The sequence below is a fragment of the Priestia sp. TRM10 genome, assembly GCF_057808375.1.
This window is the reverse complement of sequence record NZ_JBJZOT010000015.1, coordinates 1,358,542-1,384,004: the sequence shown is the minus strand read 5'-3', so window position 1 is coordinate 1,384,004 and position 25,463 is coordinate 1,358,542. Positions and strand designations below refer to the sequence as shown.

Here is a 25,463-nt window from a genome sequence, read left to right as displayed (position 1 = left end):
TTAGAGAAAACTTACTATCCTTATAAAAAAAGTTTGGTTAGGGAGATGAAAAGATGGAATACAAAATAAGTTTACTTGACCAAAGCCCTATATACGAAGGGGAAACGGCATTCCATGCTTTACAGAAAACAGTCGAGTTAGCACAAGAAGCAGAAAAATGGGGCTATCATCGCTTTTGGGTTTCTGAACATCATAATGCAGAAAAGCTAGCAGGATCTTCGCCAGAAGTGCTGATGGCTTACTTATTAGCAAAAACGAATAAAATTCGGATTGGATCCGGAGGTGTTATGCTTCAGCATTACAGTCCATACAAAGTGGCTGAGAACTTCAGTGTTTTATCTGCCCTAGCTCCAAAAAGAGTTGATTTAGGGATTGGCAAAGCCCCTGGTGGATTACCTTTATCCACAAAAGCTTTACAATTTGGCACAGTGAATGATGGGGAAGATTTTGAAAAACGATTAAGTTCACTTTATGAGCTATTAGAAAAAAAACTCCCCCCAGATCATCCGCTAGCTGAAGTTAATGTAACGCCAGAACCTCCTGAAAATCCTCGCTATTACTTGTTAGGAGCAAGTGCTAAAAGCGCTGAGATTGCTGCTAAGTTCGGCTGGAACTTTGTTTTTGCTAAATTTATTAATAGCGATTCTACAGCATGGATAGAAGCAGCGGAGGTATATAGAAGCTTATCACCAAACGGACACTTTGCGATGGCCATATCTGTATTTGCTGCAGATCATCAAAAAGAAGCTGAGGAACGTGTTAGCGACCAAACGATTTATAAAGTGGCTTTAGAAAGTGGTCGAATCGTAACCGTTAACTCTCTAGAACAAGCTAAAGGATTTGGAAACCAATCAGGTCAAGAATATGAGATAAGAAAGCAGAAACTGCAAACATTAGCAGGAACGCCTCAATATATCCATAGCGTTCTAAAGTATTATCACGAGCATTATGGCGTGAAAGAATTTATTTTTCATACTCCAATCGAAGATCGACAAGCGAGGAAGCATTCATTTCACCTATTAAGTTCTGTACAGTCTCTCAAAGAAAAGAGGAAAGAAAATGTCTTCTAAAAAGCAAATAAACTTTGGTATTATGCTACATGGTCCAGGGGGGCATATGAATGCATGGAAAGATCCCTCTGTTCCAGCAGATGCGAGTGTGAATTTAAGCTACTATAGATCAATGATAGAGAAAGCTGAAGAAGCAGGATTCACGTTTGCATTTGTAGCTGACGGCTTATTTATTAATGAAAAATCAATTCCACATTTTTTAAATCGTTTTGAACCAATTACGATTCTTTCAGCACTTGCAGTCGTCACCTCCAAAATTGGCTTAGTTGGCACATTATCAACTTCTTATAGTGAGCCATTTACAGTGGCAAGGCAGTTTGCTTCACTAGATAAAATTAGCGGAGGGCGTGCTGGCTGGAATGTTGTGACATCTCCGTTAGAGGGGTCTGCTGAAAACTATAATAAAGGAGAGCATCCTTCTCATAAAAAACGTTATGAGATAGCTGATGAATATTTAAAAGTGGTAAAGGGACTTTGGGATTCCTGGGAGGATGATGCTTTTGTAAGAAATCGCGAAACGGGAGAATTTTTTGATCGAAACAAGCTTCATACATTAAATCATGAAGGGGAATTTTTCTCTGTAAAAGGCCCTCTTAATATTGAACGATCAGAGCAAGGTCAGCCCGTGATTTTTCAAGCAGGGGCTTCTGAAAGAGGGAAGAATTTAGCTGCAAAAGAAGCAGATGCTGTGTTTACAAATGTAGGATCTTTAGAAGAGGCACAAGCATATTACCAAGATATAAAAAACAAAGCAAAAACGTTTGGTAGGGATGAAGAAGACATAAAAGTATTTCCAGGTATCCACCCCATTGTTGGAGCTACTGTTGAAGAAGCAGAAGAGAAGTATAGAGAGATTCAAAACCTAGTTTCAATTGAAGAAGCATTAAACTACTTAGGGCGTTTCTTTGATCACTTTGATTTTAGCGCATATCCATTAGATGAACCATTTCCAGACATCGGAGACGTTGGGCAAAATAGCTTTCGTTCTACAACAGATAAAATTAAGCAGCGAGCCCGAGAAAAAAATCAAACATTACGAGAAGTAGCATTAGAAGTAACAACCCCAAAAAGCGCTTTGTTTGGAACTTATGAAGAAGTAGCAGAAAAACTAATTGCATGGGTTGAACAAGGCGGAGCTGATGGCTTTATTTTAGGGTCACCTGTTCTTGAAAGTGGTTTGGACGATTTCACAGAACATGTTCTTCCTATTCTAGAAAGCAAAGGATATTATAGTCGTCAATATGAAGGAAATACGTTACGAACAAATTTAGGTCTTCCGTTTAAGGAAAATCAATATACAAAACAAAAAGTTTAATAAAGGAGGAAATAAGCATGTCAAATTCATTTTCAGTTGTTGTTTGGTCAAAGAAAGGGTGCCATTATTGCACGGAGGTGAAAGAATACTTAAATAACCACAACATAGCTTATCAGGATATTGATGTAACAAATGCTGATGACCGTCGCGATATTTTAGATATCAAATATGGAGTGCGTCATGTTCCAGTTGTTGAAATTGGAAAAGGTGAAGTGTATGAAGCTGTTACAAAAGTTGGTATTCAATACATGCAAGAAGCTCTTGATCGTATCAGAGAAGAAAAGGATTCTTTATTGTCTTAAAACCAACTAAATTTATCGATTTAATAGATAAAGGGGGAAATGTGATGAAAGATGTTATTCGTCTAGCAGGAACTGAGGATGTAGATCAAGTCCATGCTCTAACATTACAAGCTTATGCACCAATTCGAGAATTGAATATTAAGTTTTCAGCAGCAACAGCTGATAGAAACCTTGTGGTTGAGAACATAACAAGGAATGCCTCTTATGTACTAGAGCGGGATGGAGAAATTGCGGCAACTGTGACTGTTCAATATCCTTGGACACATCCAGAGCACATTGCCCCATATCCTTTTATTTGGTGGTTTGCTGTTCATCCAAAGTTTAAACGAAAAGGTGTTGGCTCTAAATTGCTTTCTTATGTAGAAGAAAAGATACTCGGAGAACAAGCCAAAGCACCGGCTGTTTATTTGGCTACGGCTAAGCGCCACCCGTGGCTTGTCGGAATCTATGAACGACGGGGGTATCAAGCTTTTCAAGAAAAAGTACATGAAGGGGATGATATTGTTTTTCTTCGGAAAGTGCTAAACCCATCTCTTTATAACTTATTAGATAGTCATGTAGGAATAGGAGAACAAGGATGAAGAAAAAGGCGGGTCTATTTTTAGCTCTTGTATTTACTTTACTAACAACAGCATGCTCGCAAGTTGAGAAAGTAAGCTCTGATGGAGAAAACAAGGAAAAGATTCAAAAAATCATTGTTGGAACAGGAACACAGTTTCCAAACGTATGCTTCATCGATGACAATGGGAAACTTACAGGTTATGATGTAGAGCTTGTGCGCGAGATTGATAAGAAACTACCTGAATATGAATTTGAGTTTAAAACAATGGATTTTTCTAATCTTTTGTTAAGTTTAGAAACCAATAAGATTGATTTTATTGCACATCAAATGGAAGTGAATAAAGAGCGTGAGGAGAAGTTTCTCTTTAGCAAAGAGCCTTATAATATTTTCCCGCTACAAGTAGCAGTGAATGAGAAGAATAAAGACATCCAGTCTATTAAAGATTTGAAAGGAAAAAAAGTCATCGTGAGTGCAACAAGTAACTCAGCTGTTTTCATCGAAAAGTACAATAAAGAGCATAATGTAGGAATTAATATTGTTTATTCTGGCCAAGGATCTGACGATACGATTAACCAAATCCGTACAGGGCGTGCAGATGCAACCATTCATACCCCATTTGGAGTGAAATTGCAAAATGAACAGGCTAATGCAGGATTAAAAGTAGTGGGCGATCCTGTTCAAAATTCAAAAGTGTATTTTATGTTACGTAAAGATGAAACAAAGCTTCAGAAACGAATTGATGAAGCGGTAGTTGAACTAAAGAAAGAGGGAGAAGTGAGCAAATTAAGCAAGAAATGGCTTGGTGAAGATTATACAGTAGACTTCTAACGAGGAGGAAAGCAAGGTGGGTAAAGCATTTGATTTCACTTTAATTTGGACTTTTCTATCACAGCTTATTCCCTATCTATACGTTACGCTTGAAATTGTAGTCTTTTCAACAATTGCTGGAATAATAATAGGGGTGGTAGCGGCCATCCCTAGAATTTTTAAGATTCCTTTCCTTTCTCAGCTTGTTATACTCTATGCTTCCTTTGTGCGAGGAACACCAATTTTAATTCAGCTGTTTCTAGTATTCTATGGAATTCCGGCTTTCATATTGTTATTTGGATGGGACGTTTCAAGAGTTAATCCAATGTATTTTGTGATCATCACTTATTCTCTTAGTAATGGAGCTGTTTTTTCTGAAATTTTCCGGAGTGCAATTAGATCTGTTGACAGAGGACAGACAGAAGCTGCTTTATCTATTGGGATGAGCGATACACAAAATTTTATACGAATTGTAATTCCCCAAGCATTAGGAATAGCACTTCCTAACATGGCAAACACAGTGATTGGATCCTTAAAGGATACATCCCTTGCTTTCACAATTGGTGTAATGGATATGGTTGGAAGAGGAGAAGCATTAGTTGCATCTTCTATGCATGCTCTAGAAGTTTATATCGCTCTTTCTATTATTTACTACGGAATTGTATGGATTATGGAAAGAGGTTTTCAATTATTTGAGAAACGAGCAAATCAATATAAACCAAGCGTCATGAAGTCAGCTTAAAAAGTAGAAAGGGCAGAAGAAAATGACAATTGATATCCCCTTTATTTGGACAGCATTCACGGAAATTATTAAGGCACTGCCGATTACCCTAATGCTAACGTTTATTCCTTTATGTGTAGGCTTTCTTCTCGGGTTAATTTTAGCTATTATTCGGATTTATAAGGTGAGGATATTAGCACCATTTGCGGAAATATATGTTTCCTTTTTGAGGGGAACACCTATTATTATGCATGTTATGTTGATTTACTTTGGTCTTCCTCTTCTTATTGATAAAGCGGTGAAAGAAATGGACATGAACGTACAGACAAATGCTATTCCTGTTTCTTTATTTGTCCTTTTTGCTTTGTCACTGAGCGCAGGGGCCTATTTATCGGAAACAATCCGATCGGGCATTGTCAGTCTTCCAAAAGGTCAAGTAGAAGCTGCATACGCAATAGGCATGACAACTTTTCAAGTAATGAGACGTATCGTCTTACCACAGGCTTTTGCTGCGTCTATTCCTAACTTTACTAATGTTTTTGTTGGCTTTTTGCATACATCATCAATTGCTTTTATTGTCTCTCAAAAAGAGATAACAGGAGCAGCAAATATCGTGGCATCTACAAATTTAAAGTTTCTAGAAGCCTTTATTGCAGCAGGGATGATTTACTGGGGATTAACTATTCTTATAGAAGTGTTGTCATCTTGGATTGAAAAAAGGGTGTATTCATACGCAAAAGGAGGAGTTCGGTGATTAAATTAGCTGGAATTAAAAAGTCGTTTGGAGAGCAAGAGATATTAAAAGACATTAGTCTTAATATAGAGCATGGGAAAGTTGTGGCAATCCTCGGACCGAGCGGATCTGGCAAAACAACGTTGCTACGGTGCTTGAATTATCTTGAAAAACCAGATGAAGGCACTGTATCTGTTGGAGAGATAAGTTTAGATGCTCACAGTGTTCGGAAAAAGGAGATTATTGCACTACGCAGACAATCTGCAATGGTTTTTCAACATTACAACTTGTTTTCCCATAAAACTGTACTTCAAAACGTGATGGAAGGGCTTGTTGTTGTGCATAAAATGAAAAAATCAATCGCTAGAGAGCAAAGCAAAAAAATGCTTGCTAAAGTAGGACTAGAAAATAAACTTCACCACTATCCAAGCCAGCTTTCCGGCGGGCAACAACAGCGAGTTGGAATTGCAAGAGCTCTTGCTCTTAACCCCAAAGTCATTTTATTTGATGAACCTACATCCGCCCTTGATCCTGAGCTAGTCGGAGAAGTACTTTCCGTTATTAAGGAAATTGCTAAGGAAGGAATTACAATGATTATCGTGACGCATGAGATGAACTTTGCAAGAGAAGTAGCTGACTATGTTCTGTTTATGGACGAAGGAATCATTGTTGAAGAAGGAGTGCCAGAGCAAATATTTTATAAACCAAAAGAAGAAAGAACGAAGCGCTTTTTAAAACGACTTGAAGGTGATAACTACGATAACCAACATCATATTGAAAAAGGAGTACATCAACATGCTTTATAAACGGAGGGAAAAGCTTGAAAAAGTTTCAACATATCAACAAGCAAAAACAATTGAGCAAATCAAGCAAGAGTATAAACAAGAGAAAGTATTAAAGCTAGCAGGGAACGAGAATACAATGGGGGTTTCACCGCTTGTAAAAGAAGCGATTAAAAGTACGGAAAATGAACTGTTTCTATATCCAGATGCAAAATGTCAGCTTTTAAGAGAGGCGCTAAGCAATCTTTATAATGTTCAGGAGAATCAGCTTATCTTTGGAAACGGCTCTTTTGAGCTGATTACTCTCATTGGTCAAACTTTCATTGAAGATGGCGATGTGTCATTAATTCCATCTCCAAGCTTTGGGTGGTACAAAAACGTTACATTAACTTCAGGTGGTACGCCTCTTTTCATACCGTTAGTTCACCATAAAGTTGCATTGTTAGATATAAAAAAAGCGATTAGACCCAGAACAAAAGTGATTTGGTTGTGCAACCCAAATAATCCAACAGGCACACACTTTTCACATGAAGAATTGGAGAGTTTTTTACATGATATTCGAAAGGATATCGTTGTTGTTTTAGACGAAGCTTATTATGAATATGCAGTTGGAGAGGATTATCCAAATTCAGTAGATATCATCCAAAAGTACTCTAATGTAATTATTTTAAGAACTTTTTCAAAAGTATATGGCCTAGCTTCTCTGCGGATTGGTTATGGGATAGGTAGTCAAGAAATGATCAGTATGCTAGATAAAGTTCGAATTCCTGTTAATATTAATAAAATCGCACAAGTTGCGGCATACGCTAGTTTACAAGATGAGGAGTTTAAGAGAAATTGTTTAGAGAACAATGCAGCAGGATTAGCCTTTTATGAACAGCAATGCAGGGAGGAAGGGTGGGAGTATATTCCTTCTAAAACAAATTTTATTACGATAAACGTTCATCATGATGCCAAAAAAGTAGTTGAAGAACTACTGAAGAGAGGGATATCCATAAGACCTGGTGCAGACTTTGGAATGGATGATTGGATTCGAATTACGATAGGGAAAGAATCTGAAAATCAATTTGTAGTGAGATCTCTAAAAGAAATTATAAGAAAATTCAAACATAATAGGAGTGTTGAGAATGCCAGTATTTAAAACGCCCAAAAATTATATTAGTGAAGCTGGAATCCTACAATCAGCAGGAGAACTTGTAGCATCAATTAGTAAAAACGCTCTAGTTGTTGGAGGAGAAAAAGCAATTCACGGAGTACAGGATTCTTTTATAAAAAGTTTAGAGGAAGAAGGTGTAAAAACGGAGATTAGTATTTTTAAAGGATACTGCACAGAAGAAAATATCGATAAAATCAAACAGCATGCTAAAAATGCAGAAATTATTATTGGAGTTGGAGGAGGGAGTGTTTTAGATGCCGCAAAAGCAGCTGGAGATGATGAGAATAAAACCGTTGTGACGGTTCCAACGGTTGCAGCTACGTGTGCTGCTTGGTCTGCCTTGTCTGTTTTTTATGATAAGGATGGAAGAGCTACCGGACATCAGCTTTTAAAACAGGCACCAGCACTAGTGTTAGCCGATTTAGCACTTTTAGCCCAAGCACCAAAGCGGTTTTTGATTGCTGGCATCATTGATACTTTAGCCAAATGGTATGAACTAAAACCACATGAAGAGTATGAACGTGAATCCGTAGCTTTCCATATTTCTCTTTCTACTTCTAAATTAGCTTTAGAACTTATTGCACAACATGCTGAAAAAGCCATTTCGGCTAATGAACAAAGAGAAGTAAATGCTTCTTTTGAAGCTATTGTTGATAGTATTATTGAGCTTGCTGGATTGGTAGGAAGTATTACAGATGGCGCACCACGTGCTGTTCTTGCTCACTCTCTTCATAATGGTTTAACTCAATTTAATGGGGCACATCAGTCACTTCATGGGGAGCTTGTTGGCTATGGATTAATTGTTCAACTTTTTTTGGAAGGAAAAGAAGATGAAGCTAAACAGCTGTCAGAAAGAATTGCCGAATGGGGAGCACCCGTAACGTTAGATGAACTTGGATTACAAGATTCGAGTGAAGAGATAAAACAAATTATCAATGAAGTCAAACTAAGAAAACAAGCGTTGGATCAACTAACATTTATTGTTGATCAACAAAGTTTTATAAAAGCAGTAAAAAAAGCAGAAAAAGTGGGAAAGGCGAAAAAAATACAAAGTTTATAAGTTCACTACTGCTTCATAATAAGTAAACTTATCGGAATACAAAGTTTAAGAAAAGGAGACAAACTAAAGTGAAAAATAGAGTGAACTTTTTTATAGCATTGGGTTTGTTGATCGTTTTGATTTTGAGCGGTTGTTCAAGTCAAGGAAGTAATGCCTCAGAGTCTAAGAAAGATTCAGAGTTAGATGGTGTCACTATAAAAGTTGCTCAAACAGGATGGGGATCTTATGAGGAAGCGCTAAAAGCAGCTGGATTAGATGATACGCCATATAAGGTGGAGTACAGCGTATTTCAAGGTGGCAATCTTATTTTAGAAGCTATGACGGCTGAACATGTTGATTTTGGAGCAACAAGTGAGATTCCCCCTATTTTCTCTGCTTTATCTCAAAAGGGAGAGAACTCCAAGGTCATTGCTATCCAACAATCTCACACACTTCAACAAGAGCTAGTTGTACCTAAAGGGTCAAAAATTAAGAAAGTTGAAGATTTAAAAGGAAAGAAAGTAGCCTACGTAAATAATACAACGTCACACTATTTTCTTATTAAAATGTTAGAAGATGCTGGTCTTTCTTGGGAAGATATTAAGCCAGTCCAACTTACAACATCTGACGGTCTTGCAGCATTAGTTGGTGGAAAGGTCGATGCACTAGCAAGCTACGGAAATGCTATTTTATCAGCCCATGAAAACGATGCTGTGACAGTTGCCAGCGCCAAAAATATCCTCTCAGGAAATTTTCAACTCAATGCTTCAACAGCAGCAATTGAAGATCCTAAAAAGCATAAAGCAATTGTAGATTATATCTCACGTCTTAATAAAGCGTATGAGTGGCAGCGTCAGCATAAAGAAGAATGGGCTGAAATTGTTGCTGCAAATACAAAACAGCCTGTTAAACAGGCACTGCAGACTCTAGAAGAAGGAGAAGCTCAGAAACCGACTAAAATTATTCCAAATTCTGAAGTTACAGTAGATTCACAGCAAGATATTATTGAAACCTTTAAAGATGTGGGAATTATCGAGAAAGATTTAGATGCTAAAACATTTTGGAGCGATAAGTTTGATAAAGAATTAGCCAAAGTATTAAAGAAATAGGGAGGGGAGTTAATGAGACAAACAAGATTCTTTTTTCACTATCTCATACCTTGGGTTTTGCCACTTTTTTTATTAGTAACATGGCATGTTGTGACAACAAAAGGTATTATCGGTGCACAAACGTTTCCACAGCCTTTAAAAGTTTTAGATACGTTAATCACCCTTTTACAAACAGGGGAACTTACTCAATATATTGGAGACAGTGCAAAGCGAGCGTTTACTGGGTTTGTGATTGGAGGAGGATTAGGATTAGCGTTAGGCATGATAAATGGGTTAAGTACCACATCGGAAAAATTGTTAGATTCTTCGATTCAAATGGTACGAAATATTCCCCATCTAGCACTAATTCCGCTTGTGATTTTGTGGTTTGGGATTGCAGAACCAGCCAAGCTTGTTTTAATTTCTCTCGGTGTTTTCTTTCCAATATATTTAAATACTTTTCATGGCATTCGCTCCATTGACCCTACTTTAACTGAGATGGGAAGAGTCTACAATTTAAATAAAAGGGCTCTTTTCTGGCATGTTATTTTGCCAGGATCCCTTCCTTCTATTCTAGTAGGAGTTCGTTATTCTCTCGGCGTGATGTGGCTTACCCTTATTGTTGCTGAAACGGTTGCTGCAGACTCCGGAATTGGTTTTATGGCGATGAACGGAAGAGAGTTTATGCAAATGGATGTGATTGTACTCAGTATCCTAATTTATGCGTTGTTAGGAAAGTTATCAGATACAGTTGCAAAATGGATGGAAAAGAGCTGGCTTAAGTGGCATCCTAACTTTGTAAAAGATTAAAGGGGGATATTTTATGCAAAACATTTCAAATGGAATGACCCTTTCTATTCAAAACCTATCAAAACGATTTGGCGAAGTAGAAGTTTTGCACAATATTAATTTAGAAATTCAAAAAGGAGAGTTTATTGCCATTGTTGGAAAGAGTGGATGTGGAAAAAGCACGCTTCTCCGATTAATTGCAGGGTTAGAGCAACCGTCAGCTGGAAACTTGCAAGCAAATGGTACAGAAGTAAAAGGATATAATGAGCAAACTCGAGTGCTTTTTCAAGAGCCTCGGCTGCTTCCATGGAAAAAAGTAATTGAAAACGTGAGGATTTGCTCCGTTGATAAAACAGACGAAACAGCATTTGAAGCCCTTCAAGCTGTAAAATTAGCAGATAAACGAAATAAGTGGCCTCGGGTTTTATCAGGAGGTCAAAAACAGCGTGTATCACTAGCCAGGGCGCTTGCCGCAGACCCTAATCTTCTGTTATTAGATGAACCACTAGGAGCACTTGATGCACTAACGCGAATTGAGATGCAAAATCTAATTGAACAATTATGGTTTGAAAAAGCTTTTACAGCCATTTTAGTGACACATGATGTGAGCGAAGCTGTTGCTTTGGCAGATCGCGTTCTTCTTATTGAAGAAGGACGAATCAAAATGGATATTGAAATCCCATTAGCAAGACCGAGACCAAGAGATAATGACTTTATTTACTTCGAGAAGAAAATTTTAGATCGAGTGATGGGAAGAGAAGAAAGTATAAAAAGCGAGCAGCGAGATGTGGAGTACTCGATATAAATGAAGAAGGTAGGTATAGGATCTCGTCTTATTATTTCAAAGATGAGCGAGCTTGAAAAAGAGGAAACAAGGGCTCTTCTACTAGCGAGCTATGGACAGTATGAGAAAGATTATGAGGATAAAAGTGTATGGGAAGAGTACAAAGCAAACATAGGTGGATCCCTAGAAAAACAAGGAATTGACAGAATTTTAGTTGCGAAACAGGGAAAAGAGATAGTCGGAACTCTTCAAATTTTTTGTAATGGGGAAACGGCTTATAACAAACCAGAACTTGAAATTTTTGATCCTATTGTACGTTTATTAGCCGTTCATCCAAAAGCAAGGGGAAGAGGCGTGGCAAAGGCTCTTCTAAATGAAAGTTTTCTTTATGCAAAGAATAAAGGAGCAAGGTGCTTATATTTGCATTCTGGAGAGATGATGAAAGAGGCAATTTCTCTATATGAACGGTTAGGATTTAAGAGAGATTATTCAAAAGAGTTTTCCAATCAAGACATCCTTGTGAAATGTTTTCGCTACGATTTATATAAAGGAGGAGAGGGAAATGAATGCCAAAGTTCTTGAAGAACGTCTAATTCATATTTATAGATCTTTACATCAATACCCTGAACTTTCTCATGAAGAATTTGAAACAACAAGTAGAATTGAAGAATGGCTAATAGACAAAGATATTTGCTTGGAAGAGACAGTTTTAAAAACGGGAGTTGTTGCAAACATCGGAAATAATGAGGGACCTGTTGTGGCCATTAGAGCAGATATTGATGCTTTACCCATTCAAGAGAATACCAATCTGCCATATGCTTCGAGAATACCTGGAAAAATGCACGCATGCGGTCATGATTTTCATACAGCAGCTGCTATTGGAGCAGCCTATTTATTAAAAAAAGAAGAAGAACAACTGAGGGGCAGTGTTCGTCTCTTATTTCAGCCTGCTGAAGAATACGGAGCTGGAGCAGAAAAGGTTATTAAAGCAGGCCATTTGGAAGATGTAGAGGCTATTATTGGTCTTCATAACAAGCCTGACCTACAAGTTGGAACAATAGGAATTAAAAGAGGCCCATTGATGGCGGCTGTTGATCGTTTTAAAGTTGTGATCAATGGAAAAGGAGCACATGCGGCTCTTCCTCATAATGGAAACGATCCAATTGTAGCATCAGCTCACATCATTACAGCTTTACAAACCGTTATAAGCCGAAATGTTTCTCCGCTAAAAAATGCGGTTATGAGTGTAACAAGAATAGAGGGAGGAAATACATGGAATGTTATTCCGAGCTCTGTTACGATTGAGGGAACAGTGAGAACATTTGATAAGGAAGTGCGCGCACATGTCAAAGAACGTTTCTACACAATTTTAGAAAATATATTTAATACATTTTTAATGGAGGGAGATATCAAGTGGTATGAAGGGCCGCCGCCGCTGATTAATCACTGCAGCATACTTGAAGCAATAGAGTCTGGAGCCAAAAGTGCTGAGCTAGAAATTATTGAACCAGAGCTTTCGACGGCAGGAGAAGACTTTGCTCATTATCTAGAGAAAGTACCGGGGGCTTTTGCGTTTTTAGGAACAAGTGGAACAGAAGATTGGCATCATCCTTCTTTTACAATAAACGAAAAAGCATTAATAAAAGGAGCTTATTTCTTGTATAGCAGTGCTAAATACCTTTTGCAACAACAGCATGATGTATTAAAAATCTAGCAACAACATATTAAAAAAATGAATTAGAAGAGAAGAGTTTATAAAAAGAGATAAGAAGTGAAAATTTAAAACCTACTTTACAAATAGGAATAATTGATTTAAGATAAGTTTAATCTAAAATTTGCCGGCTAGAAAACTAGAGGCCTTTGATGTGTATCTTACACATCAAAGGCCTTTTCTTATTTTTAAAGTAAAGGGTGATAAAGATGGAAACTAAGAAAAATGTACAGTGGATTAATAAGCAAGAGTTTGATGGAGAAGTAATTCATGGTATGAAAATTGGAAGAAAGCTTGGATTTCCGACAGCTAATGTAGCTTCTTCATCTCCCTCGCTTCAAAATGGAGTTTACGGGGTGCAAGTTTATATAAATTCCAAAAAGTACGAAGGTATTATGAATATAGGATTCAAACCAACGATAGGCTCTGATCTTAAACATACAATCGAAATTCACCTTCTAAATTTTGAAGGAGATTTATATGGTCAACATTTAAAATGCATTCCTCTTTTCTACATCCGCGCTGAGCAAAAATTTTCTTCACTTCACTCACTTCTTAAACAAATAAAGGAGGACAAAGAATATGCAAGAGTTGTATTCAGAAGCGAAAATATCGATCAAAACAAGCGAATATCTTAACTTACCAAATGTACATTTTTATAATTGGTGCTATCAAAGGTACGGTCTTAACCGAGGCACATTTAATACAATTGAAGACTGGCTTTATAATCACGGTATTATTAATGTTCTTTCTCGTCGTATCTATTTATTAGCATTTTTAAATTATCTTGAAGAAAAAGGGATAAAAAAAGGAAGTACAAAGTATTTGAAGTTTGGGCAAGGAGGGTTAGCAAGAAAGTTTCATGATTTTTTAAATACCCTTGAAGAAAATCCATTAAGCAAGTATTAAAGAAAGGGGATAATAATATGACAAATGGAGTAATCATCTATGGAGGAAACAGTAATAAATCACGTTTAAAAGGATTATTTGATAAAGCAGAGCAGTATCTTAAGAATGAGAATGTTTCAACTGAAACAGTTTTTGTTTCAGAATTACCTGCGGAGGATTTGATTTCAGCTAATTTTCATAGCCAAGAAATTATAAAGGCTAACGAAAAGGTAGCAAATGCTCACATTGTTGTTGTCCTTACACCTGTTTATAAAGCTGCTTATACAGGTATTTTAAAAACTTATTTAGATTTGTTACCACAGAAAGGACTACAGGGAAAAACGATTGTTCCACTTGTACTAGGAGGTTCTTTTGGACATCTACTTTCTATTGATTACGCATTAAAGCCTGTACTATCAGCCCTTGGAGCAACAAATATTTTAAGCGGAGCATATGTTATAGACACACAAGTGGAGAAAATAAACAGTGAACATTATACGATTGAAGATAAGATAAGTGAACGTATTGATAAGTTATTAGCGTTATCTATTAATGAGGCAAAACGTACCATTCCTGTGAATTAATAAAGTGTGCTTTCATTTATACACGTAATATGAAAACGAGATGTTCTTCTTTAGTCGTTAAGATGAAATTCTTAACGACTTTTTTACATCTAGAGATTTATTTAAGGGTAGACAATAAATCAGAAAATAGATATAATTATATTAATTCCGATAGGTATAGTAAGTTTTGGGAGTGGGAATATGAAAGTCTCCAGTAAAGGTGAGTATGCACTGCGTGCTCTTATTGTTCTTGGTCAGAAGAAAGAGCTTATGTCTATCAGTGATATTTCTGATGCAACACTTGTTACAGTAAAATATCTAGAAAAAATTTTGCTTACCCTCAAGAAACTAGGATACGTAGAGAGTAAACGTGGTATACACGGAGGTTACTTCTTAAGTCAACAGCCTGAGGACATTAACATTGGTGAAGTCATTCGAAAAATAGAAGGACCTCTTTCTCCAATGAGCTGTGCTAGTGTAACAGCTTATGAACCTTGTGCACTTGAAAAGACCTGCTTATTAAAGCCACTTTGGACTCTTGTTCGAGATACAATTGCATATGTACTTGAACAAACTACGCTTGATGATTTATTAAAAGGAAATCTAAAACCTATCCAATTAAATTAACTACAAATTTTGTCTTTTTTTAGAAAACAGGTAGACATCATTTCGTGAATAGGCTATAATCCAATTAATCATACAAAACCAATTGAATTACTGAGTTATAAAACTACATACTAAAAGATGCCGATTAGACAACTAAAGGCTCCTTCTTATCTAATTCCAATTAATGGTGTGTAGATGAAAGGAGTCTTTTTTATTTAAAACTCGACTGAATTAGTCGAGATTAAAAATGGAGGGATTTTCTATGGGAGAAAAGCAAATTGACCAACAGTGGATTGATCGTATTGTGCAGTCACTTCAAGGCATTGAATATGGGTCTGTGGAGATTGTTGTTCATGATTCACAAATTACTCAAATTGACAGATTAGAAAAGCAGCGTTTTCCTCTACAAAAGAAACAACAAACAGGAAAGTTAAAAGAAGTGAAATTTAAATAATATAGCTTAAAATAAGGGCTTTAAAGCTCTTATTTTTTGTTTTTATAGATAAAAAGATGTAGAAAAGGGAAGATAAAAAAATAGAAGCTTTATCCTTTACATAGGGTAGGGGGGTATGTTAATCTCGAAATAGAAAGGGGGAGAATAATTGAAAGAAGAGAAAGTTGTAGAAGAAAATCTTTGTCATATTTCAACTGAGCGAAGAAGTCATCATTCTGAAGAAGTAAAAAAGAATTTAACAAGTCGCTTAAATCGTGTTGAAGGCCAGATCCGTGGCATTAAAGGATTAATTGATAAAGATACGTATTGTGATGACGTAATTACACAAATTGCAGCTGCTCAATCAGCTTTAAATAGTGTTAGTAAAATATTGCTTGAAGGTCATTTAAAACATTGCGTGGTAGAACGTGTTAAAAATGATGATCCAGAAATTATTGATGAGTTATTAACAACAATGAAGAGATTAATGAAATAAAGGAGATGGAGAACATGGAAAAAGTAACTTTAAACGTTGAAGGCATGTCATGTAACCACTGTGTAAAAGCAATTGAAAGTAGCGTTGGAGAACTTAATGGAGTAGAAAAAGTAAACGTAAACTTGAATGAAAAGGCTGTAACAGTTGAATTTAATAAAGATAAAGCAACACTTGATAAAATTAAAGAAACAATTGATGACCAAGGCTATGATGTAAAATAAATAAATAGCGTACGAGATCTCGTGCGCTATTTTTCTCAAAAATATATACCCTGCGTAGGTATATAGAGGAGGGCAATATGACAACGTATAAAGAAGCTTCCTTGTCTATTAATGGAATGACATGCGCAGCATGTGCAAATCGGATTGAGAGAGGATTAAAAAAGTTAGAAGGGGTAGAGGAAGCAAATGTAAACTTTGCGTTAGAGTCGTGTACAGTAAAGTATAATAAAGATGAAATAAATGAAAATCAAATTGAAGAAAAAGTGAATAAGCTTGGTTATGAGGTTGTAAAAGAAAAAACAGAGCTTATACTAATGGGAATGACATGCGCAGCATGCGCAAACCGGATTGAAAAAGGGTTAAACAAACTAGAAGGAGTAGAAGACGCTACTGTAAATTTTGCACTTGAAACGGCAACAGTCGTTTATAACAAAAATACTCTATCACCATCAGATATGACTGAAAAAGTAAGAAAACTTGGGTATGATGCTAAAGTCAAAGAAGCAACGGAAAATGTTGATTATCGTGAAAAAGTTTTAAAAAGACAGCAGTTGAAGTTTTGGGGTTCTCTTATATTAAGTTTGCCACTTTTATGGACGATGTTCGGCCATTTTTCTTTTACTTCTTTTCTTCCTGTGCCGGATTTATTTGTGAATCCATGGTTTCAATTTGCATTAGCAACACCTGTGCAATTTATTATTGGCGGACAGTTCTATATTGGCGCTTTTAAAGCATTAAAAAATAAGAGTGCGAATATGGATGTGCTTGTTGCTTTAGGAACAAGTGCTGCTTATTTTTATTCTTTATATATGACTCTCCGTTCATCAGGAAGTCATCACATCGAGCTTTATTATGAAACAAGTGCGGTTTTACTTACGCTCATTTTATTAGGCAAACTCTTTGAGGCAAAAGCAAAAGGACGTTCCTCAGAAGCAATCAAGAAAATGATGAGTCTTAAAGCAAAAACAGCCACTATTTTTCGCGATGGTGAAGAAATAGAAGTGTCCATTGATGATGTAAGAAAAGGCGATATCCTATATATTAAACCAGGAGAGAAAATTCCTGTTGATGGGGAAGTTATTGCTGGAGAGTCAAGCATAGATGAAGGAATGCTTACAGGGGAAAGCGTCCCAGTGGATAAAAAAGTTGGCGACAAAGTAATTGGAGCTACAATTAATAAAAATGGTTTTTTAAAAGTAGAAGCAACTAGAGTTGGAAAAGAAACAGCACTAGCTCAAATTATCCAAGTTGTTGAAGAAGCTCAAGGTTCGAAAGCTCCTATTCAGCGCTTAGCTGATAAAATTTCAGGGGTTTTTGTCCCTATTGTTGTTGGTATTGCAATTGTAACCTTTTTGATTTGGTATATCTGGGTTGAACCAGGACAGTTTGCACCATCTTTAGAAGCGCTGATCGCTGTGCTTGTGATTGCTTGTCCTTGTGCTCTTGGATTAGCAACGCCAACTTCAATCATGGCAGGATCTGGACGTGCCGCAGAATACGGTATTTTATTTAAGGGTGGCGAATATTTAGAAACAGCCCATAAAATTGATACGGTTATTCTTGATAAAACAGGTACAATTACAAATGGAACACCGAAAGTAACGGATGTTTTAATACGTGGAAAAGTGAGAGTTACAGAACTTTTAAAGATAGCAGGGTCAGCTGAAAAACAATCTGAACATCCACTTGCAGGTGCTATCGTAGAAGAAGCAGAAGGAAGAAAAATTGAGCTCTGTTCTGTTTCCCAATTCGAATCTCTCTCAGGGTTCGGAATCACAGCAACTGTAGAAGGAAGAAAAGTTCTTGTTGGTACTCGTAAGCTTATGCTTCAATATGGTATTCATATTGAAGCAGCTGAAGAGCATATGAGCAAGCTTGAAGAAGAAGGAAAAACAGCAATGATTGTAGCCATTGACGGATCATATGAAGGAATTATTGCTGTGGCAGATACCGTAAAAGAGACATCAAAAGAAGCCGTACAGCGTCTTATAAATCAAGGGTTACGCGTTTTTATGATAACAGGTGACAACGAAAGAACGGCTAGAGCAATTGCAGCGCAAGTTGGAATCCAACACGTTATTGCAGGAGTGCTTCCAGAAGAAAAGGCCAAGGAAGTGCAAAAGCTGAAAGAAAAAGGACATTTTGTAGCTATGGTAGGGGATGGAATCAATGATGCTCCTGCTCTTGCCCTTGCTGATGTCGGAATGGCGATTGGAACAGGGACAGATGTTGCCCTAGAAGCAGCAGACATTACCCTTATGCGAGGGGATTTAAATAGCATAGGAGATGCTTTGTTTATTAGTGACAAAACAATTAAAAATATTAAACAAAACTTATTCTGGGCATTTGGATACAACACATTAGGAATTCCAATTGCAGCAGCTGGATTACTAGCTCCATGGGTAGCAGGAGCTGCAATGGCGTTTAGCTCTGTATCTGTTGTAATTAATGCTCTAAGATTACAAAGGTTGAAATTATAAAGGAAGAGGAGTGCTTTTTACTCCTCTTTTTTTTGTATAATAAAGTAAATAAGGGGGAGAAGTCATGAACTTAACGGTACTAGTCGATAATAATACATACATTGATCGTTATTTTACAGGAGAACCTGCTCTATCTTTTTTTATAGAAGATAGAGAAAAAAGAATATTATTTGATACAGGTTATTCACGTGCATTTATTCATAATGCTGAAAAAATGGGAATTAACCTTAGAAAGTTACACTATGTTGCATTATCACACGGTCATATTGACCATACGTGGGGATTAACAGATCTTGTAAGGTTGTTTATGGAGGCAAAAGGAGAAAAAATAGATTATACAATTCCAACTGTTATTGGGCATCCTCTTGTTTTTAATAGCAAGCTCTTTCCTTCAGAAGGTGAAATAGGCAGTCTCTTATCGGAGGAAAAGTTGAACTATCATTTTCCTGTGCATCTATCAAGAGAGCCTTTTTGGTTAACAGAGAAGCTTGTGTTCTTAGGAGAAATCGAAAGAAAGTTTGACTTCGAAGAAGATGAACCAATTGGGAGTGTAATTGTTGAGGAACAATATGAAGATGATTATGTAGTAGATGACACAGCCCTTGTGTATAAAGCAAAAGGGGGTCTTGTTGTAATGGTTGGTTGTGCTCATTCTGGAATTTGCAATATTATTGAACAAGCAAAAATGGTATGTGAAGAAGAACGAGTTATAAGTGTGATCGGAGGGTTTCATCTTCTAAATCCATCTAAAAACAGAATTGAGAAAACAGTGAGTTATCTAGAAAAGTTAGAGCTTCAGTCATTATACCCATGTCATTGTACAGATCTTCAATCTAAAATAGCGCTTGCTAGGACAGGGATTATTAAAGAAGTTGGGGTAGGATTAAACATCGAGTGGAAGTAAAAAAGGAATTTTATATGAAAGGGCACATAAAAAAAGCTTGTAGTGCCATTCTTTATCCAGAAGGCAGTGGTCTACAAGCAGAAAAAAACGTATGCTGTTTTTTTCAATATCATGCTTCTTCGTTATTTTTTATTTTCGTAGTTAAGATGATGCTCGTACTTTCTTTTCTGTAGCCGTCCATTTTCCTCTACCAGGACTGCGAACTAAATCATTATATGCCAATACATTCAAATCTCGCTGGACAGTCCGTGGAGTAATCCCAAATTCGTCTACTAGCTCCTGAGTCGTTACTGTACCTTTTTGACTAATGAACATGTAAACTGATTTGATGCGAGTTAGCATTCGATTCGTTGCAGGTTTCAAACAACCACTTCCTTATCAGATTTTAACATGGTACGCTTTGCTGATTGGATAATGCCACTACACTTCTATTGTACACAAACACACAAACATTTGAAAAGCAAAAGGCATAAATTAACACAACATTTACAAAATTGCGTAACAATTATGTAATATTGAAGGAAGTCACCTCCATTTTTACTTCTTATTTTTAATTATAATGAATTTTCCGAAATATATGAGTGGAATCTTCTAAAACGCTTTATTTTAATTTCTTTTTTATAAAAAGGTATAATGAAAGGGAAGATTTACATAGGAAAGGACTGAAAAAAATGAAAAATATTGATTGGGTTCAAGAAGTAGAGAATAGAAAAAATGAACTTATTGAAGATACAAGAGAGCTATTAAAAATAAAAAGTGTATTAGAAGAAGGAACGGAGAAAGCTCCTTTTGGAGAAGGAATAGCAGAAGCTCTTCACTTTTTATTAGAAACTGGAAAAAAAGATGGCTTTGTTACAAAGAACGTTGATGGATATGCAGGTCATATTGAGCACGGTTCAGGAGAAGAATTAATTGGTGTTCTTTGTCATATTGATGTAGTTCCTGAGGGAGATGGATGGTCTGTTCCACCATTTGGAGCCGTTGTGAAAGATGGTCGAATTTATGCGAGAGGAGCAATTGATGATAAGGGTCCCACAATGGCAGCCTACTACGCAATCAAAATTTTAAAAGAGCTTGAGATACCTTTGTCAAAGCGAATTCGAATGATTATTGGAACTGATGAAGAAAGTAACTGGCGCTGTGTTGATCACTATTTTGCTCATGAAGAGATGCCAGGGATTGGATTTGCTCCAGATGCCGATTTCCCTATTATCCATGCTGAGAAGGGCATTATGGATTTTGATCTTATCCAGAAAAAAGATGAAAAGGGAGACAAAGTGCTAAAGTCTCTGACATCGGGACATCGTTATAATATGGTTCCTGATTATGCGGAAGCATTATTAGCTCTAGAGGACTTTGAAGAAGAATCTTTTCATGCCTTTTTAGAGAGCGAAAATTTAAGTGGTCATGTAACGATAAAGGGAGAAGAAGTGCTTTTGACAATTGAAGGGGTTTCAGCACATGGGAGCATGCCTGAACAAGGGATTAATGCAGGAATTAAAATGTGCGAATTTCTTTCAACTCTTGCATTAGATGAGAAAGCAAATGAATTTGTTCAGTATGGAGCGCAGATGTTCTGTGGGGACTATTATGGAGAAAAGCTAGGAATCTCATATAAAGATGAAGTAAGCGGGCCGTTAACCATAAATATTGGTCTTATTCGCTATAAGGAAGATGAAGGAGGAAAATTCGGCCTCAACATTCGTTATCCTGTTACACAACAATCAAGCGCCATTATTGAAGGAATTGATCAAAAAACATTTTTAATTGAAAATATTGATGATTCACCTCCGCATCATGTTGAAAAAGATCATCAACTTATTCAAACACTGCAACGCGTTTACGAAGAACGCACAGGAGAAGAGGCAACGCTCTTAGCTATTGGAGGAGGTACATATGCGCGGGCACTGAAAGCTGGTGTTGCATTCGGGCCTTTATTTCAAGGACGAGAAGATGTTGCACATAAAAAAGATGAATATATGGATATAGAAGATTTACTAAAAGCAACAGCCATTTATGCTCAAGCACTATATGAATTAGCAAAGTAAAAAAATATAATAAATAAAAAAAGATAGAAGAAGGCTCTTCTATCTTTTTTATTTATTCATTTTCAAAGTCAAATAAGTCTGTTGATAAATAACGTTCTCCTGTATCACAAGCAATACAGACAACAACTTCCTGAGGAGATAAACGTTTAGCAACTTCAATTGCTGCAAAGCATGCTCCCCCAGAAGATGGACCAACAAGGATTCCTTCTTGAGAAGCAAGGTTACGTACCATCTCATATGCTTGTTCATCTTTAATTTTAAAAATTTCATCATAAACATCTTGGTGAAGCGTTTCAGGAATAAAACCAGGGCTTGTACCAACGAGCTTGTGACGTCCTGGTTTACCTCCTGATAGAACAGGGGAACCAGCTGGTTCTACAACATGAACTGTAATATTTGGATCATGTTTTTTCAATGTTTCGCCTGTACCAGTAATCGTCCCACCTGTTCCTGCTGTTGCAACAAAAGCAGTAAGTTTTTTCCCAATAGAATCAAGCGCATTGATAATTTCAGGTGCTGTTGTATTCCGATGGGCATCTGGGTTTGCTGGGTTTTTAAATTGCATTGGAATAAAAGAGTTCGGAATAGTTTTAGCAAGCTCCTCTGCTTTTCGAATAGATCCTTGCATTTTTTCTTCACCAGGAGTAAGTACAACGTCTGCACCATATGCTTTTAATAAGTTAATTCGCTCTTGGCTCATTGTATCTGGCATCACAAGAATAGAGCGATAGCCTCTTGCAGAAGCATTCATCGCTAAACCAATCCCCGTGTTTCCACTTGTAGGTTCAATAATAACAGAATCAGCAGTTAACAATCCGGCTTTCTCTGCTTCAATAATCATATTATAAGCGGCCCGATCTTTTACGCTTTTACTTGGATTCATAAATTCTAATTTTAGATAAACAGACGCTCCATTTGCTGGCTGTAGGCGGTTTAACTTCACAAGGGGAGTTTCTCCAATTAATTCTCCCATGTTGTTGGCTACTTTCACTACTGTCACCTCAATCACTTTGTATGTAAATAAGAGTATTAAATATAATATTACTATAACATATCTTTAATTTCTTACGAAAAGCCACCTTGTAGTCTTTTCATAAATTGCGGTAAAGTAAAAAAAACTAATTCATTATAAAGGAGAAAAGCGGAATGTCATCTTCTCACTATTTTATTGGAATTAAACTTCCTAAAGGGATTAACGAACAAGTTCATGCATGGGTGCAAAAGTATAAAAAAGAGCTTCCGTTTAAAAAATTTGTTCATGAAGAAGATTACCATATTACCCTTGCTTTTTTAGGAGAAACAAGTAATGAAACCCTAGCGTTATTAATTAAACAGCTTGAAGAAAACAGTAAAAATGTTTCCTCCTTTAAATTAGTAACATTTGAAACAGATGTTTTTGGATCGGCATCAAAACCTCGCGTGTTTTGGCTTGGTGTTCATCATGAGGAAAATCTGTTCCAGCTTGAACAAGTTGTTCGCACTAGTTGTGAAAAAAGCAGAAAAAAACTTGAATCAAGACCGTACCGTCCTCATATTACATTAGCTAAACGATTTAATGAAGGAGATAAAGGTATCGAAGAAAGATTTATAAAAAATAATGATCTCCAAAGTTTATCATGGGATGTGGTAGAATATCAGCTTGTTAAAATTAATCCCTCTAGAACCCCTAAATATGAAATAGTTCAAAACTTTTCCTTAAATAGGAGAGAAGAGCTATGAAACGTTTTAGTTTGATAGCTCTTCAAATTTTGTTCCTTTACTTCTTGTATAAATGCGGTACATTTGTAGCTTCATTTTTTCATCTTCCTGTTCCTGGAAGTATTGTAGGGATGCTCATATTGTTTTTGTTGTTACAGTTCAAATTAATACAAGCAAAATGGGTAAGTGAAGGAGCAAATTGGCTGCTTTCTTATCTTTCCCTTTTATTTGTTCCGGCAACCGTTGGGATTATTGATTATTTATCGTTCTTTGCTTCAAAAGGTATTCTTACAATTTTTATCGTTATTATAAGTACATTTCTCGTTATGATGACAGCAGGATTGTTAACTCAATATTTTGCTAGAAAGCAAGAAAAAGTAACAAGAACAGGGGAAAGAGAGGTATCAAGATGAATATACTATTGTCAATTATTGTCATTTTAGTAACAATATTAATTTATATACTTATGAAACGTGTTTATGAGCAATATCGATTTCCACTCCTTGTTCCAACAGCAACTACGACGCTAATCCTTGTTGTTCTGCTCTTGTTTTGTCATATAGATTACAAACAGTATATGGTTGGTGGGAAGTGGATTGGAGAGCTGTTAGGTCCTGCCGTTGTTGCTTTAGCATACCCATTATTTAGAAATAAGCATATTTTAAAGAAATACGGTTTTTCTCTTTCTTTAGGTATTGTGGGAGGGGCGCTTGTAGGAATATTTAGTGGCATATATTTAAGTGTTTTATTACATATTGACTCGACATTCATTAAAGCATTAGCTCCGAAGTCTGTTACATCTCCTGTTGCTATGGACGTTGCAATGATTACAAAGAGCTCTCCATCACTTGCAGCTGTTTATGTAATGATTGCAGGAATATCAGGAGCTGTGTTTGGAAACATATTGCTAAAATATTGCCATGTGAATCATTTTGTTGGAATAGGAGCTGCATTTGGTACAGGAGCCCATGGAATTGGAACAGCAAAAGCTTTGGAACTTGGAGAAGAGGAAGGAGCCATAAGTTCTGTTGCAATGACGTTGAGTGCTGTTGTTACTGTTCTCCTTTGTCCAGCAGCCATTTCCTTCGTTTTGAATGCTTAGCATAACGAAATAAATATTGTTCCGTCTCTGTATTTAATATTAAAATAAAAATACTTGTAAAATGATAAAATGAGTAATTTAACATGATTATGGAAAAAGAATGTCCAAATATAACAGCTCGGGAGACGAGAACAAAATGGCACAGTTAATTAAACTACAAGACTATATATCACGATATGAACAAGATATTTATCAATATCCTAGTCACTATATTCAATTGAAGAAAAGAAACTGGGAGTTAATAAGATCGGCATTTGATAAAGGAGAATCTTTGATTGCTGAGGAAGAGATTGTAGAAGAAGCAGAGACCGGAGCAAAAGAAAAGAGTTCTTTTTTAGATAACTTAAAAACATTATTTCAACGAAGAAATGAAGAAGTAATGGTGGAAGAACAACAAGAGCCTGTAATGACAGAGGAGAAACTGTTTGAAAAGTCACTTCGTCATTTCACAACAGAACCAAAAACAATCGAGGATTTGAAAATTTTATTTTTAGACAATCTTTTTCAACTCCAAACGCAGTGGGCAAGTTCCACTGTTCTAACATCTCAAGCAATACCCCATTCATTATATTATAACGAACATTTGAAATACTTTTTGCAACGCTTTCCTGATAATTATTTACTCTTATATAATCCTGTTTTTAAGCTCAAAAAAGCACCAATTGAAACAGACCTTATTTTAATTAGTCCACTTGAAACAATTTGTATTTCTATTGTTGAAGGAAAGGAAAATGGGATTTTTCAATATAACCAAGGACGATTTTGGAAATACTTAGACGGAGAAGATGAAAAGAAAATTGTAAATCCTTTTATTAGTTTAAATAGAACAGGTCTTATTGTTCAAAAACTTTATGAGCGAGCAAACTGTGATTTTCCTGTACGTAAAGTTGTATTAAATCGAAAAGGATATTTTGACTGTCCTATTGTTCCTCATGATACGTTGCTTGTTGATCGGAGAAATTATGGAGAATGGTTTGAACAATTTAGAACGCTAACAACTCCTTTGAAGCATGGGCAGCTAAAGGCAGCCAAAGCCCTCCTAACAAGTACTCAAAATACATTTTTCACCAAAGAAGAAGAGTAAATCGTTATTGTAAGCTACGTTTAATTCATATTTGTTCAGGTTACATTAATAGAGATACGATAAAGCCTAATTTACGTGTGG

The 25,463-nt window shown here is 36.3% G+C and carries 31 protein-coding genes; 29 read left to right on the top strand and 2 right to left on the bottom strand.

The features are described 5' to 3' along the window. Window positions 1–53 precede the first annotated feature (53 nt). The 24 genes from ACK3CR_RS23880 (at window position 54) to ACK3CR_RS23765 (ending at window position 19,450) form a co-directional block, all read left to right on the top strand. Window positions 54–1,070, top strand: a complete 1,017-nt coding sequence (locus ACK3CR_RS23880; RefSeq protein WP_328122508.1) for an LLM class flavin-dependent oxidoreductase — start codon at window positions 54–56, stop codon at window positions 1,068–1,070. Beyond that, a complete protein-coding gene (locus ACK3CR_RS23875; protein ID WP_243517036.1) occupies window positions 1,060–2,385 on the top strand; it encodes an LLM class flavin-dependent oxidoreductase in 1,326 nt (441 codons plus the stop codon). Before ACK3CR_RS23880 ends, ACK3CR_RS23875 begins: the two co-directional genes overlap by 11 nt. Window positions 2,386–2,402: 17 nt before the next feature. Further along, window positions 2,403–2,687 (top strand): glutaredoxin family protein, encoded by a 285-nt coding sequence (locus tag ACK3CR_RS23870; protein WP_243517038.1) that lies wholly within the window; start codon window positions 2,403–2,405, stop codon window positions 2,685–2,687. A 44-nt stretch (window positions 2,688–2,731) separates the two neighbouring features. Next, the gene (locus tag ACK3CR_RS23865) at window positions 2,732–3,268 is read left to right on the top strand and encodes a GNAT family N-acetyltransferase (protein WP_243517040.1); all 537 of its coding nucleotides are present in this window, start codon (window positions 2,732–2,734) and stop codon (window positions 3,266–3,268) included. Then, a complete protein-coding gene (locus ACK3CR_RS23860; protein WP_243517042.1) occupies window positions 3,265–4,077 on the top strand; it encodes an amino acid ABC transporter substrate-binding protein in 813 nt (270 codons plus the stop codon). The genes ACK3CR_RS23865 and ACK3CR_RS23860 overlap by 4 nt, the downstream gene beginning before the upstream one ends. 16 nt (window positions 4,078–4,093) lie before the next feature. After that, window positions 4,094–4,798, top strand: coding sequence for an amino acid ABC transporter permease (locus tag ACK3CR_RS23855; protein ID WP_243517044.1), 705 nt, complete (start codon window positions 4,094–4,096; stop codon window positions 4,796–4,798). Window positions 4,799–4,820: 22 nt separating this feature from the next. Beyond that, a complete protein-coding gene (locus ACK3CR_RS23850; RefSeq protein ID WP_488976180.1) occupies window positions 4,821–5,531 on the top strand; it encodes an amino acid ABC transporter permease in 711 nt (236 codons plus the stop codon). Beyond that, entirely contained in the window at window positions 5,528–6,316 is a 789-nt protein-coding gene (locus ACK3CR_RS23845; protein ID WP_243517051.1) for an amino acid ABC transporter ATP-binding protein, read from the top strand. The genes ACK3CR_RS23850 and ACK3CR_RS23845 overlap by 4 nt, the downstream gene beginning before the upstream one ends. After that, window positions 6,306–7,433 (top strand): histidinol-phosphate transaminase, encoded by a 1,128-nt coding sequence (gene hisC / locus ACK3CR_RS23840; RefSeq protein ID WP_243517054.1) that lies wholly within the window; start codon window positions 6,306–6,308, stop codon window positions 7,431–7,433. The genes ACK3CR_RS23845 and hisC overlap by 11 nt, the downstream gene beginning before the upstream one ends. Next, entirely contained in the window at window positions 7,420–8,508 is a 1,089-nt protein-coding gene (locus tag ACK3CR_RS23835) for an iron-containing alcohol dehydrogenase family protein (protein WP_243517057.1), read from the top strand. Before hisC ends, ACK3CR_RS23835 begins: the two co-directional genes overlap by 14 nt. Window positions 8,509–8,576: 68 nt before the next feature. Beyond that, a complete protein-coding gene (locus ACK3CR_RS23830; RefSeq protein WP_243517060.1) occupies window positions 8,577–9,596 on the top strand; it encodes an ABC transporter substrate-binding protein in 1,020 nt (339 codons plus the stop codon). Window positions 9,597–9,608: 12 nt separating this feature from the next. After that, window positions 9,609–10,385, top strand: coding sequence for an ABC transporter permease subunit (locus tag ACK3CR_RS23825; protein ID WP_243517063.1), 777 nt, complete (start codon window positions 9,609–9,611; stop codon window positions 10,383–10,385). 13 nt (window positions 10,386–10,398) lie between these two features. Beyond that, entirely contained in the window at window positions 10,399–11,169 is a 771-nt protein-coding gene (locus tag ACK3CR_RS23820; protein WP_243517065.1) for an ATP-binding cassette domain-containing protein, read from the top strand. Beyond that, window positions 11,170–11,730 (top strand): GNAT family N-acetyltransferase, encoded by a 561-nt coding sequence (locus ACK3CR_RS23815; protein WP_243517066.1) that lies wholly within the window; start codon window positions 11,170–11,172, stop codon window positions 11,728–11,730. It abuts the gene before it with no gap. Next, on the top strand, window positions 11,711–12,862 hold the full coding sequence (locus ACK3CR_RS23810; RefSeq protein ID WP_488976179.1) for an amidohydrolase: 1,152 nt from the start codon (window positions 11,711–11,713) through the stop codon (window positions 12,860–12,862). The genes ACK3CR_RS23815 and ACK3CR_RS23810 overlap by 20 nt, the downstream gene beginning before the upstream one ends. Before the next feature lie 206 nt (window positions 12,863–13,068). After that, the gene (locus ACK3CR_RS23805) at window positions 13,069–13,497 is read left to right on the top strand and encodes a riboflavin kinase (protein ID WP_243517068.1); all 429 of its coding nucleotides are present in this window, start codon (window positions 13,069–13,071) and stop codon (window positions 13,495–13,497) included. Continuing rightward, a complete protein-coding gene (locus tag ACK3CR_RS23800) occupies window positions 13,442–13,768 on the top strand; it encodes a hypothetical protein (RefSeq protein WP_243517069.1) in 327 nt (108 codons plus the stop codon). The genes ACK3CR_RS23805 and ACK3CR_RS23800 overlap by 56 nt, the downstream gene beginning before the upstream one ends. A 17-nt stretch (window positions 13,769–13,785) precedes the next feature. Next, window positions 13,786–14,331, top strand: coding sequence for an NADPH-dependent FMN reductase (gene ssuE, locus ACK3CR_RS23795; RefSeq protein ID WP_488976178.1), 546 nt, complete (start codon window positions 13,786–13,788; stop codon window positions 14,329–14,331). Between the two features lie 180 nt (window positions 14,332–14,511). After that, window positions 14,512–14,937, top strand: coding sequence for an RrF2 family transcriptional regulator (locus tag ACK3CR_RS23790; protein WP_040056948.1), 426 nt, complete (start codon window positions 14,512–14,514; stop codon window positions 14,935–14,937). Between the two features lie 241 nt (window positions 14,938–15,178). Continuing rightward, window positions 15,179–15,370 (top strand): YezD family protein, encoded by a 192-nt coding sequence (locus ACK3CR_RS23785; RefSeq protein ID WP_019391140.1) that lies wholly within the window; start codon window positions 15,179–15,181, stop codon window positions 15,368–15,370. 148 nt (window positions 15,371–15,518) lie between these two features. Then, window positions 15,519–15,845, top strand: coding sequence for a metal-sensitive transcriptional regulator (locus tag ACK3CR_RS23780; RefSeq protein WP_019391141.1), 327 nt, complete (start codon window positions 15,519–15,521; stop codon window positions 15,843–15,845). 14 nt (window positions 15,846–15,859) lie between these two features. After that, window positions 15,860–16,066, top strand: coding sequence for a copper chaperone CopZ (copZ, locus tag ACK3CR_RS23775; RefSeq protein WP_243517071.1), 207 nt, complete (start codon window positions 15,860–15,862; stop codon window positions 16,064–16,066). Between the two features lie 77 nt (window positions 16,067–16,143). Then, window positions 16,144–18,546 (top strand): heavy metal translocating P-type ATPase, encoded by a 2,403-nt coding sequence (locus ACK3CR_RS23770; RefSeq protein WP_430237940.1) that lies wholly within the window; start codon window positions 16,144–16,146, stop codon window positions 18,544–18,546. A gap of 64 nt (window positions 18,547–18,610) precedes the next feature. Continuing rightward, entirely contained in the window at window positions 18,611–19,450 is an 840-nt protein-coding gene (locus ACK3CR_RS23765) for an MBL fold metallo-hydrolase (protein ID WP_488976177.1), read from the top strand. A 141-nt stretch (window positions 19,451–19,591) separates the two neighbouring features. Here the strand turns inward: ACK3CR_RS23765 and ACK3CR_RS23760 are convergent, their stop codons facing one another. Next, window positions 19,592–19,813: a DeoR family transcriptional regulator gene (locus ACK3CR_RS23760; RefSeq protein ID WP_019391145.1), complete on the bottom strand. Its 222-nt coding sequence runs from the start codon at window positions 19,811–19,813 to the stop codon at window positions 19,592–19,594. Between the two features lie 308 nt (window positions 19,814–20,121). On the opposite strand from ACK3CR_RS23760, the gene pepV reads away from it, so the two are divergent. After that, entirely contained in the window at window positions 20,122–21,498 is a 1,377-nt protein-coding gene (gene pepV, locus ACK3CR_RS23755) for a dipeptidase PepV (RefSeq protein WP_488976176.1), read from the top strand. A 52-nt stretch (window positions 21,499–21,550) separates the two neighbouring features. Here pepV and cysK read toward each other — a convergent pair whose 3' ends face one another. After that, the gene (cysK, locus tag ACK3CR_RS23750; protein WP_410914240.1) at window positions 21,551–22,471 is read right to left on the bottom strand and encodes a cysteine synthase A; all 921 of its coding nucleotides are present in this window, start codon (window positions 22,469–22,471) and stop codon (window positions 21,551–21,553) included. A 173-nt stretch (window positions 22,472–22,644) separates the two neighbouring features. On the opposite strand from cysK, the gene thpR reads away from it, so the two are divergent. The 4 genes from thpR to ACK3CR_RS23730 all read left to right on the top strand — a co-directional run bounded on the left by thpR (window position 22,645) and on the right by ACK3CR_RS23730 (window position 25,382). Then, window positions 22,645–23,217: an RNA 2',3'-cyclic phosphodiesterase gene (thpR, locus tag ACK3CR_RS23745; protein WP_243517078.1), complete on the top strand. Its 573-nt coding sequence runs from the start codon at window positions 22,645–22,647 to the stop codon at window positions 23,215–23,217. Further along, a complete protein-coding gene (locus tag ACK3CR_RS23740; protein WP_243517079.1) occupies window positions 23,214–23,609 on the top strand; it encodes a CidA/LrgA family protein in 396 nt (131 codons plus the stop codon). Before thpR ends, ACK3CR_RS23740 begins: the two co-directional genes overlap by 4 nt. Further along, window positions 23,606–24,298, top strand: a complete 693-nt coding sequence (locus ACK3CR_RS23735) for an LrgB family protein (protein WP_488976175.1) — start codon at window positions 23,606–23,608, stop codon at window positions 24,296–24,298. Before ACK3CR_RS23740 ends, ACK3CR_RS23735 begins: the two co-directional genes overlap by 4 nt. Before the next feature lie 136 nt (window positions 24,299–24,434). Beyond that, the gene (locus ACK3CR_RS23730) at window positions 24,435–25,382 is read left to right on the top strand and encodes a nuclease-related domain-containing protein (protein WP_488976174.1); all 948 of its coding nucleotides are present in this window, start codon (window positions 24,435–24,437) and stop codon (window positions 25,380–25,382) included. The last annotated feature ends 81 nt before the right edge of the window (window positions 25,383–25,463 follow it).

What these genes read in the sequence shown, in the direction of transcription:
- copZ (WP_243517071.1), top strand. Translation starts at nt 15,860, where the DNA reads ATGGAAAAAGTAACTTTAAACGTTGAAGGCATGTCATGTAACCACTGT.
- ACK3CR_RS23735 (WP_488976175.1), top strand. Translation starts at nt 23,606, where the DNA reads ATGAATATACTATTGTCAATTATTGTCATTTTAGTAACAATATTAATT.
- ACK3CR_RS23820 (WP_243517065.1), top strand. Translation starts at nt 10,399, where the DNA reads ATGCAAAACATTTCAAATGGAATGACCCTTTCTATTCAAAACCTATCA.
- ssuE (WP_488976178.1), top strand. Translation starts at nt 13,786, where the DNA reads ATGACAAATGGAGTAATCATCTATGGAGGAAACAGTAATAAATCACGT.
- ACK3CR_RS23875 (WP_243517036.1), top strand. Translation starts at nt 1,060, where the DNA reads ATGTCTTCTAAAAAGCAAATAAACTTTGGTATTATGCTACATGGTCCA.
- pepV (WP_488976176.1), top strand. Translation starts at nt 20,122, where the DNA reads ATGAAAAATATTGATTGGGTTCAAGAAGTAGAGAATAGAAAAAATGAA.
- ACK3CR_RS23730 (WP_488976174.1), top strand. Translation starts at nt 24,435, where the DNA reads ATGGCACAGTTAATTAAACTACAAGACTATATATCACGATATGAACAA.
- ACK3CR_RS23790 (WP_040056948.1), top strand. Translation starts at nt 14,512, where the DNA reads ATGAAAGTCTCCAGTAAAGGTGAGTATGCACTGCGTGCTCTTATTGTT.
- ACK3CR_RS23850 (WP_488976180.1), top strand. Translation starts at nt 4,821, where the DNA reads ATGACAATTGATATCCCCTTTATTTGGACAGCATTCACGGAAATTATT.
- ACK3CR_RS23810 (WP_488976179.1), top strand. Translation starts at nt 11,711, where the DNA reads ATGAATGCCAAAGTTCTTGAAGAACGTCTAATTCATATTTATAGATCT.
- ACK3CR_RS23805 (WP_243517068.1), top strand. Translation starts at nt 13,069, where the DNA reads ATGGAAACTAAGAAAAATGTACAGTGGATTAATAAGCAAGAGTTTGAT.
- ACK3CR_RS23740 (WP_243517079.1), top strand. Translation starts at nt 23,214, where the DNA reads ATGAAACGTTTTAGTTTGATAGCTCTTCAAATTTTGTTCCTTTACTTC.
- ACK3CR_RS23880 (WP_328122508.1), top strand. Translation starts at nt 54, where the DNA reads ATGGAATACAAAATAAGTTTACTTGACCAAAGCCCTATATACGAAGGG.
- ACK3CR_RS23835 (WP_243517057.1), top strand. Translation starts at nt 7,420, where the DNA reads ATGCCAGTATTTAAAACGCCCAAAAATTATATTAGTGAAGCTGGAATC.
- thpR (WP_243517078.1), top strand. Translation starts at nt 22,645, where the DNA reads ATGTCATCTTCTCACTATTTTATTGGAATTAAACTTCCTAAAGGGATT.
- ACK3CR_RS23825 (WP_243517063.1), top strand. Translation starts at nt 9,609, where the DNA reads ATGAGACAAACAAGATTCTTTTTTCACTATCTCATACCTTGGGTTTTG.
- ACK3CR_RS23865 (WP_243517040.1), top strand. Translation starts at nt 2,732, where the DNA reads ATGAAAGATGTTATTCGTCTAGCAGGAACTGAGGATGTAGATCAAGTC.
- hisC (WP_243517054.1), top strand. Translation starts at nt 6,306, where the DNA reads ATGCTTTATAAACGGAGGGAAAAGCTTGAAAAAGTTTCAACATATCAA.
- ACK3CR_RS23815 (WP_243517066.1), top strand. Translation starts at nt 11,170, where the DNA reads ATGAAGAAGGTAGGTATAGGATCTCGTCTTATTATTTCAAAGATGAGC.
- ACK3CR_RS23770 (WP_430237940.1), top strand. Translation starts at nt 16,144, where the DNA reads ATGACAACGTATAAAGAAGCTTCCTTGTCTATTAATGGAATGACATGC.
- ACK3CR_RS23860 (WP_243517042.1), top strand. Translation starts at nt 3,265, where the DNA reads ATGAAGAAAAAGGCGGGTCTATTTTTAGCTCTTGTATTTACTTTACTA.
- ACK3CR_RS23765 (WP_488976177.1), top strand. Translation starts at nt 18,611, where the DNA reads ATGAACTTAACGGTACTAGTCGATAATAATACATACATTGATCGTTAT.
- cysK (WP_410914240.1), bottom strand. Translation starts at nt 22,471, where the DNA reads ATGGGAGAATTAATTGGAGAAACTCCCCTTGTGAAGTTAAACCGCCTA.
- ACK3CR_RS23870 (WP_243517038.1), top strand. Translation starts at nt 2,403, where the DNA reads ATGTCAAATTCATTTTCAGTTGTTGTTTGGTCAAAGAAAGGGTGCCAT.
- ACK3CR_RS23800 (WP_243517069.1), top strand. Translation starts at nt 13,442, where the DNA reads ATGCAAGAGTTGTATTCAGAAGCGAAAATATCGATCAAAACAAGCGAA.
- ACK3CR_RS23785 (WP_019391140.1), top strand. Translation starts at nt 15,179, where the DNA reads ATGGGAGAAAAGCAAATTGACCAACAGTGGATTGATCGTATTGTGCAG.